Here is a 10,493-nt window from a genome sequence, read left to right as displayed (position 1 = left end):
TCAGAGCCAGACCGGTAGCGGCGGCGGGAGCTTCCCGTCGGCGTCGCGCAGGCCCTTGTCGAACGGGCGGCCGAGCAGCCAGGCGATGATGTCGTGCGCCTTGCCGCGGACCGTGCCGAGGTCGCGCGGCTCGGCGCCGTCCGGCCCGGCGGGCCCCGGCCCGAACTCCAGCGTCGCGCCGGTGCGGACCTCCTCCAGGCGCACGTGCGGGCAGCCGGGCTTGCGCTCCAGCCGCGCGACCACGTCGGCGACCAGCACCTCCCGCATCGGGATCGGCAGGTCCTTGAACGAGGCGCCGACATCGAGGTCGACGGCGTGGATCCACACCTCGCGCGCCCGGTTCCAGGGCACCGCCGTCACCGGCATCTCGATGCCCTGCGGGTTGCGCACGGTCGCCGACCAGGCCTTCTCGGGCATCGCCCGGACCGCGTCGGCGAGCCGGTCGGAGGAGGCGACGACGTCGGCGCGGATCTCGTCGGAGCTGCGCCCGGCCCCGGCCTCGATGTCGGCGTCGCGGGACGCGGGATCGGGGTAGGCCGGGGTCTCGACGCCGGTCCGCGCCCAGGTCAGCAGGTTCACCATGGCGTCGGCGTTGCGGGCCAGGTGGGTGAGCACGTGCGCGCGGGTCCAGCCCGGCAGCGCCGACGGGGCGCGGAACGCCTCGCCCGCCATCCGGGTCATCAGCCCGCGCAGGTGGGCCTGGCCGTCGCCGGCCCAGGCCAGCGCGTCGCCCACCGGCGGCGGGACGACGGCGTGGCCGTCGCCGGGGGTGCGTGCGGGGGTCACCGCACCGCCCGGCACACGTTGCGGCACTCGCCGATCCCCTCCACCGCGGTGACGATCTCGGCGCCGTCGGTGAGGTAGCGCGGGGGCGTGCGCGCGTCACCGACGCCGCCCGGGGTGCCGGTGGCGATGACGTCGCCCGGGTTGAGCGTGAGGATCTCCGACAGGTAGACGACCAGGTCCACCGCGCCGAACACGAGCTGGTCGGTCGTGGAGTCCTGCATGGTCTCCCCGGACAGCTCCGAGGAGATCCGCAGCGCGCCACCGGCGGCCGGGTCGGCGGGCAGCTCGTCGGGGGTGACCAGCACCGGCCCGAGCGGCGTCGAGTGCTCCCAGGTCTTGCCCTGCAGGAACTGCTTGGTGCGCCGCTGGTAGTCGCGCATCGACACGTCGTTGAGCACGGTGTACCCGGCGATCGCGGCCGCGGCCGCCTCGCGGTCGGCGCGCCGGACCGAGCGACCGATGACGACGACGAGCTCGGCCTCGTAGTCGACCCGGTCGGACTGCTCGGGCAGCTCGATCTCGTCGTACGCGCCGATCAGGGCGGGCGCGTACTTGCCGAAGACCGTCGGGTACTCGGGCAGCTCGTTGCCCATCTCGAGCACGTGGTCGCGGTAGTTCAGCCCGATGCAGATGATCTTCTCGGGTGACGGCACCAGCGGCGCGTAGTCCAGGCCCGCGGTCTCGTGCACCGGGCCCGCCGCGCCCGCGGCGTGCTCGGCCCAGTCGGGGCGCTCCAGCAGCGCCCGCACGTCGGTCTCCCCCGTCTCGACGGCGGTGTCGCCGTCGACGCGCACCGCCCGGTGCCCGGTCGCGGTCCGGATCGTCGCGAGCCTCATCGTGCGGGTGCCTCCCGGTATCGGTTGCCGTCCGGCGGAGAGTCTGCGCCACCGGGGGCCCGCGGGACAGTCAGGGGGTGGGTTACCGCGCGTCCCGGCCGGTGGACGGGCCGAACTCACCCGTACGGCTGACACCGTCGACGGACCGCGACACGCGTTCCGCCACCACGGCGACGGGGCGGCCCCGTCCGGGCATCCGCCCCGCCGGTGCGGCGCCACCCGTCCCGCCCGCAGGTGACCGCCCGCCCTCGCCGACCCGGCGTCGTGGCGGTCCGCAGCCACACCCGCTGTCCGGTGACCACAGCCATTGCAGCAGGTGTGGATGCCGGACAGCGGGTGTGGCTCCGCCACGGCACTCCCACGGCCCGGCGGCGACCGCCCCGGGCCGGCACCCGGGTCAGATCGCGGCGTCGTCCTCGGCGCCACCGCCGCGCACGGGCAGGTCGTCGAAGACCGCGGGCGGCTCCCGCCACGCCTGCTCCGGCGCCCCGGCGCGGGCCGCGGCGACCGCCCGCCACACCCGCTCGGGGGTGCAGGGCAGGTCGATGTGCCGCACACCCAGGTCCGACAGTGCGTCGACCACGGCGTTCTGCACCGCGGGGGTCGACCCGATCGTCGCGGACTCGCCGATGCCCTTGGCGCCGAGCGAGTTCAGCGGGGTCGGGGTCTCGGTCGTCGCGGTCTCGAAGGAGAACAGGTCGGCCGCGGTCGGAATCGTGTACGCGGCGAGGCTGGAGGTCAGGGGCTGGCCCTCGTCGTCGAACAGGACCTCCTCGTGCAGCGCCTGGGCGACGCCCTGGGCGAGCCCGCCGTGCTGCTGGCCCTCGACGAGCAGCGGGTTCAGGATCCGCCCGCAGTCGTCGACGGCGACGTGCCGGCGCGGGGTGACCCGGCCGGTGTCGGTGTCGACCTCGACCACCGACAGGTGCGCCCCGAACGGGAAGGTCGCCCCGTCCTGCGCGGAGTCGAGCCCGACGTGCAGCTCCTCCCCCGTGGCGGCGGCCTGGCGGTGCACGTCGCTCCAGGTCGCGGTCGGGCCGCCGGGCACACCGGCGACGCCGAAGATGCCCTCGTCGGTGATCTCGACGTCCTCCGCGGCGGCCTCCAGCAGGTGCGCGGCGAGCTTGCGGGCCCGCTCGTACAGCTCGTGCGCGGCCTCGGACACCGCGGTCCCGCCGAGCTGCAGCGACCGCGAGCCGCCGGTCCCGGCGCCGCGCGGGACGAGCGCGGTGTCGGACTGGACGTAGCGGATCCGGTCCATCGGGATGCCGAGCCGGTCCGACACCAGCATCGCGAACGAGGTCGCGTGCCCCTGACCGTGCGCCGAGGTGCCGGCCGACACGGTCGCCGTGCCGTCGGCGTGCACGGTCACCGAGCCGTACTCGCCGCCCCCGCCCCCGGCGGTGACCTCGACATAGACCGCGATGCCGATGCCCAGACGCACCGGGTCGCCCGCCGCGCGGCGGCGGGCCTGTTCGGCGCGCAGCTCGTCGTAGCCGGCGATGCGCAGGGCCTCACGCAGCGGCAGGTCGTAGTCGCCGACGTCGTAGCGGGCGCCGGTCGGGGTGGTGTACGGGAAGACGTCGGGCGCGAGCAGGTTGCGCCGGCGCAGCTCGACCGGGTCGATGCCCAGCTCGGCGGCGGCGACGTCGACCAGGCGCTCCAGGTGGGCGGCGGCCTCGGGGCGTCCCGCGCCGCGGAAGGCGCCCATCGGGGTGGTGTTGGTCAGCGCGGAGACGGCGTCGTAGCGCAGGTTCGTGATGTCGTAGACGCCGGTCGCCATGAGGTAGGTGGTGCGCAGCGGGAGCGCGCCGCCGAAGCCGGCGTAGGCCCCGGCGTCCCCGACCACCCGCACGCGCAGGCCGGTCATCCGGCCGTCACGGGTGAGGCCGAGCTCGTAGTAGCCGACCTGGCCGCGGCCGTGCGGCATCGAGACGAGGTTCTCCGAGCGGGTCTCGACCCAGGCCAGCGGCCGCCCCAGCGCCCGGGCGGCCGCGACGGTCGCGGTGTGCTCGGCGAGCACACCGGCCTTCGCGCCGAACCCGCCGCCGACGTGCGGGGCGATCACCCGGAGCTGGTCGGCCTCCAGCCCGGCCAGTCCGGCGAGCTGGGTGCGGAAGCCGTGCGGCATCTGGGTGGAGACGTGCACGGTGAGCGGGAAGTCGGTGGTGGTGGGGTCGGCGACGATCGCGTTGCCCTCCATCGGGACGGCCGCGACGCGCTGGTTCACCATCCGCGCGCGGACGACGACCTCGGCGCCGTCGAGCGGGTCGCCGGTCCCCCGCTCGCCCGCGGCCAGGTTGCTGCCCTGGTCGGGGAACTGCAGCGGGGCGTCGTCGGCGAGCGCGGCCTCGATGTCGGTGACCGCGGGCAGCGGGTCGTAGTCGACCTCAACGAGCTCGGTGGCGTCGACGGCGGCGGCGCGGCTCTCGGCGACGACCAGCGCCACCGCCTCGCCGACGAACCGCACCCGGTCGGTCGCCAGCGGCGGGCGCGGCAGCGCGGGGTTGAGGACCATCAGGCCGTGGTGGGCGGGCAGGTCGAGGTCGGCCGCAGTGTACACGGCGAGGACGCCGGGCGCGGCCGCGGCCTCGGTGGTGTCGATACCGGTGAGCAGCGCGTGCGCCACCGGCGAGCGGACGAACGCCACGTGGGCCAGGCCCGCCGGTGCGTCGGCACCGCGGACCAGGTTGCCGACGAAGGTGCTCGCACCGGTGATCAGGTCGGCGTCCTCGACGCGGCGGACGGAGGTTCCCAGGATCGAGCCAGGCATGTGGCCCACACTACAACACTAACCGGAGGGTCGTCCGGTTAGTGCGCCTCACACGTCGTCTGCGTCTCCACCTGCGGTGCCCGCCCGGCGACGGCCGGTAGCGTCCCCGCCATGCCCGAGTTCCACCACACCGACGTGCTCCCGCTCGGCCCGGACGACACCGAGTACCGCGAGCTCGACCTGCCCGCGGGAACCGTGACCGAGGCCGCGGGCCGCACCTTTCTCGAGGTCCCGCCCGAGACGATCACCGGACTGGTCCGCGCGGCCGTCACCGATATCCAGCACCTGCTGCGACCCTCGCACCTGAAGCAGCTGCGCGCCATCATCGACGACCCCGAGGCGTCCGGCAACGACCGGTTCGTCGCCACCGACCTGCTGCGCAACGCCTGCGTGTCCGCGGGCGGGGTGCTGCCGATGTGTCAGGACACCGGCACCGCGATCGTCGTCGGCAAGAAGACCGAGACCGTGCTGACCGGCGGCGACGACGAGGCCGCGGTGTCGCGCGGGGTCTTCGAGGCCTACCAGGAGCTGAACCTGCGCTACAGCCAGATGGCGCCGATCAGCTTCTGGGACGAGAAGAACACCGGCACCAACCTGCCCGCGCAGGTCGAGCTGTACGCCAAGCCGGGCCGGGACCCGTACTACGAGTTCCTGGTCATGGCCAAGGGCGGCGGCTCGGCCAACAAGACCTTCCTCTACCAGGAGACGAAGGCACTGCTGAACCCGAAGCGGCTCGCGGCGTTCCTGGACGAGAAGCTGCGCAGCCTCGGTACCGCGGCCTGCCCGCCGTACCACCTGGCGATCGTCGTCGGCGGCATGTCGGCGGAGTTCAACCTGAAGGTCGCCAAGCTGGCCTCGGCCCGCTACCTGGACAACCTGCCGACCGAGGGCTCGCCGCTCGGGCACGCCATCCGCGACACCGACCTGGAGCAGCAGGTCCTGGAGCTGACCCGCAACTTCGGGATCGGCGCCCAGTTCGGCGGCAAGTACTTCTGCCACGACGTGCGCGTCATCCGGCTGCCCCGGCACGGCGCCTCGCTGCCGGTCGGCGTCGCGGTGTCCTGCTCGGCGGACCGCCAGGCCAAGGCGAAGATCACCCCGTCCGGGGTCTACCTGGAGCAGCTGGAGCGCGACCCGGCCCAGTACCTGCCCGAGGCCACCGACGCCGACCTGTCCGACGAGGTCGTGCGGGTCGACCTGAACCGGCCGATGGACGAGATCCGCGCCCAGCTGTCGCAGCTGCCGGTGAAGACCCGGCTGTCGCTGACCGGGCCGCTGGTCGTCGCCCGCGACATCGCGCACGCCAAGATCGCCGAGCGGCTCGACGCCGGCGAGCCGATGCCGCAGTACCTCAAGGACCACGCCGTCTACTACGCCGGACCGGCCAAGACCCCCGAGGGCTACGCCTCGGGCTCCTTCGGTCCGACGACGGCCGGCCGGATGGACTCCTACGTCCAGCAGTTCCAGGAGGCCGGCGGGTCCCTGGTGATGCTGGCGAAGGGGAACCGGTCGAAGCAGGTCGTGGACTCCTGCGCCGCGAACGGTGGCTTCTACCTGGGCTCCATCGGCGGCCCGGCCGCCCGCCTGGCCCAGGACTGCATCCGCAAGGTCGACGTGCTCGAGTACCCCGAGCTCGGCATGGAGGCGGTCTGGAAGATCGAGGTCGAGGACTTCCCGGCGTTCGTCGTGATGGACGACAAGGGCAACGACTTCTTCGCCGACACCAGCGCCCCGACCCTGCAGGTCACCTTCCGCACCTGACCGCTGCGACGCCCGCCCCCCGGGGGTGTGCCCGCGGCCCCCGTGCACGGCGCGCCGTGCACCCAGGGGAACCCTCGTAGCGCTCTAAGCCACGAAGGTTCCCCTGGGGGCCACCCGGCGGGTGCCCGGCGACGACACCGGGGGCTCCCGGGAGTGGGCGGGCGGGTCAGCGCAGGCGGCGGGGGCCCGCGTCACGGCGGTCGGGCACCGGGCCGATCGTCACCCGGGCCCCGGCCACGAACGCGCCCTGCGGCGAGGCCAGCACCGGGTCGAGGGCGAGCGAGCGGACCTGCGGCAGGTCCTCGACGAGCCGCCCGATCCGCAGCACGACGTCCTCCAGCGCGGCGAGGTCGACCGGGTCCGTGCCGCGGTAGCCGGTGAGCAGCGGCGCCGCGCGCGGGGCCCGCACCAGCCGGGCCGCGTCCTCGGTCGAGACCGGCAGGACCCGGTAGGCGCGGTCGTCGAGCAGCTCGGTCGCCATCCCGGACAGCCCGAACGCGACCAGCGACCCGAACGACGGGTCGTCGACGACCTCCACCGTGCACGACGTGCCCTTCGGGGCCATCCGCTGCACGTAGACCTCGTCGGACCCGGTCACCCGCGACAGCTCCGCGTGCGCGACGCGCAGGGCCTCCTCCGAGACCAGGTCCAGGCGCACCCCGACGAAGTCGCCGCGGTGCCGCCACTGGTCCGCGGTCGCCTTGATGACCACCGGGTAGCCGAGCTGCTCGGCGGCGGCGACGGCGTCGTCGGCGCCCTTGGCCCGGCGGAAGGTGATCACCTCCAGGCCGTAGCAGGCGAGCAGGTCGACGGCCTCGTCGTCGGTGAGGGTGTGCCGGCTGTCCGGCCCGAACGACGCGATGAGCTCCCGCGCGCGGTCGGCGTCGATGCCCTCGGGCACGACGAACTCCCCGACCGGGGTGTCACGCCACTGCGCGTAGCGGCTGACCCGGCCCAGCGCCGACGTGGCCCGCTCGGGGCTGGCGAAGCTCGGCACCGACCCGCGGCCGGGCGTGCCGTCGGCGCCGGGTACCGACAGCTCCGCCGGGATGCCCTCGGCGGCGAGGAACACCGCGATGACCGGGACCCCGGCACCGTCCGCGGCGTCGCGCAGGGCGTGCGCGTGGTCCCGGCCGGCCACCGCGACCGGCGGGACGAACACCGCGATGAGCGCGTCCGGGCGGGCGTCGCCGTCCAGGGTCGCGCGGACCGCGCCGGCGAACGCCTCCGGCGAGGCCTGGGTGCCGACGTCGACCGGGTCCCCCGCCAGCTCCAGGCCCTCGTCGAGCAGCCCGTCGAGGACCAGCAGGTTGACTGCGGTGGAGTTGCCGACGACCGCGACCCGGCGGCCCTTCGGCAGCGGCTGGTGGGCGATGAGCAGGGCGGTGTCGAACATCTGCGGCAGCGTCTGCACGCGGATGACGCCGGACTGCTCGAACAGCGCCTGCACGCTGGACTCGTCGATCGGCGCCCCGACCGAGGCCAGCGACGGCAGCGTCCCGGTGTGCCGGCCGGACTTCACCGCGATCACCGGCTTGGTGCGGGCCAGCCTGCGGGCGACCCGGGCGAACTTGCGCGGGTTGCCGAAGGTCTCCAGGTAGAGCAGCACCTGCTCGGTGCTGGGGTCGGTCTGCCAGTACTGCATCAGGTCGTTGCCGGACACGTCGGCGCGGTTGCCGGCCGACACGAACGACGACAGGCCCAGCCCGCGGGTGCGGGCGTTGGCGAGGATGGCGCTGCCGAGCGCGCCGGACTGGCAGAAGAACCCGGTGCGCCCGTACCCGGGCATCCACGGGGCGAGGGTCGCGTTGAGCCGCACCGACGGGTCGGGGTTGGCGACGCCGAGTGCGTTCGGCCCGACCACCCGCATCCCGTGCGCCCGCGCCTCGGCGACCAGCCTGCGCTCGGCGACGGTGCCGCCGTCGTCGCCGGCGTCGGCGAAGCCGGAGCTGATCACGACCAGCACCTTCACGCCCTTGGCCAGGCAGGAGTCCATGACCTCGTCGATGTTCGCGGCCGGGACGGCGACGACCGCGAGGTCCACCTCGTCCGGGATGTCGATCACCGACGGGTAGGCGCGCACGCCCCGCACCGAGCGGGCGTCGGGGTTGACCGGGTAGACGGGGCCGGTGAACCCGGCGCGCAGCAGGTTCAGCAGGACGGCGTGGCCGATCTTGGTCTCGTCCGCGGACGCACCGATCACCGCCACCGAGGTCGGGTGCAGCAGGTTCGCGACGCTGCGGGCCTCGGCGGCCTGCTCGCGCGAGTAGCGGACCGCGATCGACTTCTCGGTGGGGTCGATGTCGAACTCGAGGTGCAGGACACCCTCGGCGAAGGCTCGTGTGACGCCGTAGCCGGCCTCACGGAACACCCGCACCATGGCGTGGTTCTCCACCAGCACCTCGGCCTCGAACCGGGACAGCCCGTTCTCCCGGGCCGCGGCGGCGAGGTGCTCGAGCAGGATCGAGCCGAGGCCGCGGGACTGGTGGTCGTCGCGGACGACGAACGCGACCTCCGCGGAGGTGACCGGCTTGTCGGTGCCCGCTCCCTCCTGGGCGGCCGCCCCGCCGCCGGGGGTCAGCCCCTCGTAGCGGCCGACCGCGATGATCTCGTCGCCGAGCAGCGCCAGGAACGCGACCCGGGTCCGGTGGTCGACGACGGTGAACCGCTCCAGGTCCCGCGCCGAGATCCGCGGGTACGGGCCGAAGTAACGCAGGTAGCGGGTGCGGTCGGACAGCTTGGAGTGGAAGGCGAGCAGCGCGTCGGCGTCGCCGGGCAGGATCGGGCGCAGGTGCACGATCCCGCCGTCGGAGGCGACGACGTCGGCCTCCCAGTGCCGCGGGTAGGGGTGCCCGGGGGCGCCGGCCGGGGTCTCGTCGGTCTTCTCGGTCATGGTCGGTCTCAGTCCCGCGGGTCGTCGGGGTCGAGGCCGTGCAGCGGGAACACCGCACGACGGGTCTCCAGGATCGCCGAGTCGACGCGCTCGCCGAACGAGCCGCCCCACCGCTCGAACGCCGGGTCGGCCCCGTCGGACATCGAGACCGGCAGCGGCGAACGGGTCCGGGTCGCCGCGAGCGCGGTCCAGTCCGCGGGGATGGAGGTGTCCGGGTCCAGGTCGCGGTCCAGGGCGACGGCCATCAGGTGCGTCCACGAGCGCGGGACCACCCGGTAGAGCGCGTACCCGCCGCCGCCGAGCACCAGCCACTTGCCGCCTGCGGTGGTCTCGGCCATCTCGCGCAACGCGTGGTAGATGGCCCGGTGGCCGTCGACAGACAGCTCCAGGTTCGCCAGCGGGTCCTCGGAGTGGGTGTCCGCGCCGCACTCGGTGACCAGCACCTGCGGACGGAACGACTCCAGCAGCGACGGGACGACGCCGTGGAAGGCCCGCAGCCAGCCCGCGTCGCCGGTGCCGGGGGGCAGCGAGACGTTGACGGCGTAGCCCTCGCCGGCACCGCGGCCGATCTCCCCCGCCCAGCCGGTGCCCGGCCACAGCGTGAGCGGGTGCTGGTGCAGCGAGATCGTCAGCACCCGGGGGTCGTCGTAGAAGCAGTCCTGCACGCCGTCGCCGTGGTGGACGTCGACGTCGACGTAGGCGATGCGCTCGTAGCCCTGCTCCAGCAGCCAGGCGATCGCGACCGAACAGTCGTTGTAGACGCAGAAGCCCGCGGCGCGGTCACGCATCGCGTGGTGCAGCCCGCCCGCCATGTTCACCGCGCGGTCCGCGCGGCCCTCGGCGATCTCCCGGGCGGCGGCGACCGAGCCGCCCGCGATCAGCGCGGACGCCTCGTGCATGCCGAAGAAGATCGGGTTGTCGGCGGTGCCCAGCCCGTGGCCGACGCCGAACGGCGCCTCCGGCGCGGACTTCACCGCGGTCTGGAAGCCGGGGGTGTGCACCCGGGTCAGATCCACCTCGCCCGCCGGCTCCGGGACGACCGGGTCGACGCCGTCGAGCACCCCCAGCCCGCGGGACAGCTCCATCATCAGCTCCAGCCGCACCGGGTTGAGGGGGTGGTCGTCGGACAGCTGGTAGGTCAGGAACTCCGGAGTCCACACCACCGACGTGCGAGCGCTCATGGGCCGGAACCGTATGCCAGGCCGGCGGGCGCGGTCACTCCCGCGCGGCCCACGGCCGGTCCCCGGTCTCGGCCGGCCGGTCCGGGTCGGCGCTCCACTCCGACCACGACCCGGGGTACAGCGCGGCCGGGGCGTCCGGCGTGGTGAGGCCGGACTCCTCCAGCGCGAGCACCAGGGCGCAGGCGTTGACGCCGGACCCGCAGTAGGCGCCGGTCGCGACACCGGGTGCGACGCCGGCGGCGCGGAAGCGCTCCGCCAGCGTG

The 10,493-nt window shown here is 74.4% G+C and carries 6 protein-coding genes and 1 pseudogene; 1 reads left to right on the top strand and 6 read right to left on the bottom strand.

The window, feature by feature from the left end:
- The 3 genes from GTW08_RS09325 to GTW08_RS09315 form a co-directional block, all read right to left on the bottom strand.
- A complete protein-coding gene (locus tag GTW08_RS09325) occupies positions 1-786 on the bottom strand; it encodes a maleylpyruvate isomerase family mycothiol-dependent enzyme (RefSeq protein WP_073574413.1) in 786 nt (261 codons plus the stop codon).
- Positions 783-1,622: a fumarylacetoacetate hydrolase family protein gene (locus tag GTW08_RS09320; protein ID WP_073574182.1), complete on the bottom strand. Its 840-nt coding sequence runs from the start codon at positions 1,620-1,622 to the stop codon at positions 783-785. Before GTW08_RS09320 ends, GTW08_RS09325 begins: the two co-directional genes overlap by 4 nt.
- 397 nt (positions 1,623-2,019) lie before the next feature.
- Positions 2,020-4,395: a xanthine dehydrogenase family protein molybdopterin-binding subunit gene (locus tag GTW08_RS09315; protein WP_073574183.1), complete on the bottom strand. Its 2,376-nt coding sequence runs from the start codon at positions 4,393-4,395 to the stop codon at positions 2,020-2,022.
- 111 nt (positions 4,396-4,506) lie between these two features.
- Between GTW08_RS09315 and GTW08_RS09310 the strand changes: the two genes are divergently transcribed.
- Positions 4,507-6,156, top strand: a complete 1,650-nt coding sequence (locus GTW08_RS09310; RefSeq protein WP_073574184.1) for a fumarate hydratase — start codon at positions 4,507-4,509, stop codon at positions 6,154-6,156.
- Positions 6,157-6,322: 166 nt separating this feature from the next.
- Here GTW08_RS09310 and GTW08_RS09305 read toward each other — a convergent pair whose 3' ends face one another.
- From GTW08_RS09305 to GTW08_RS09295, 3 genes and pseudogenes are all read right to left on the bottom strand, one after another.
- On the bottom strand, positions 6,323-9,049 hold the full coding sequence (locus tag GTW08_RS09305) for a bifunctional GNAT family N-acetyltransferase/acetate--CoA ligase family protein (RefSeq protein WP_073574185.1): 2,727 nt from the start codon (positions 9,047-9,049) through the stop codon (positions 6,323-6,325).
- 8 nt (positions 9,050-9,057) lie between these two features.
- Positions 9,058-10,230, bottom strand: coding sequence for an acetoin utilization protein AcuC (locus tag GTW08_RS09300; protein WP_073574186.1), 1,173 nt, complete (start codon positions 10,228-10,230; stop codon positions 9,058-9,060).
- Positions 10,231-10,264: 34 nt separating this feature from the next.
- Positions 10,265-10,493, bottom strand: a pseudogene (locus GTW08_RS09295) (sulfurtransferase); the annotation flags it as partial.

It is taken from the genome of Pseudonocardia sp. SID8383, assembly GCF_009864975.1.
GTDB classification, from domain to species: Bacteria; Actinomycetota; Actinomycetes; order Mycobacteriales; family Pseudonocardiaceae; genus Pseudonocardia; species Pseudonocardia alni.
This window is presented reverse-complemented; position numbering and strand designations above follow the sequence as displayed.

Coding starts and splice junctions, on each gene's coding strand:
- GTW08_RS09320 (WP_073574182.1), bottom strand. CDS start 1,622: ATGAGGCTCGCGACGATCCGGACCGCGACCGGGCACCGGGCGGTGCGC.
- GTW08_RS09315 (WP_073574183.1), bottom strand. CDS start 4,395: ATGCCTGGCTCGATCCTGGGAACCTCCGTCCGCCGCGTCGAGGACGCC.
- GTW08_RS09310 (WP_073574184.1), top strand. CDS start 4,507: ATGCCCGAGTTCCACCACACCGACGTGCTCCCGCTCGGCCCGGACGAC.
- GTW08_RS09305 (WP_073574185.1), bottom strand. CDS start 9,049: ATGACCGAGAAGACCGACGAGACCCCGGCCGGCGCCCCCGGGCACCCC.
- GTW08_RS09300 (WP_073574186.1), bottom strand. CDS start 10,230: ATGAGCGCTCGCACGTCGGTGGTGTGGACTCCGGAGTTCCTGACCTAC.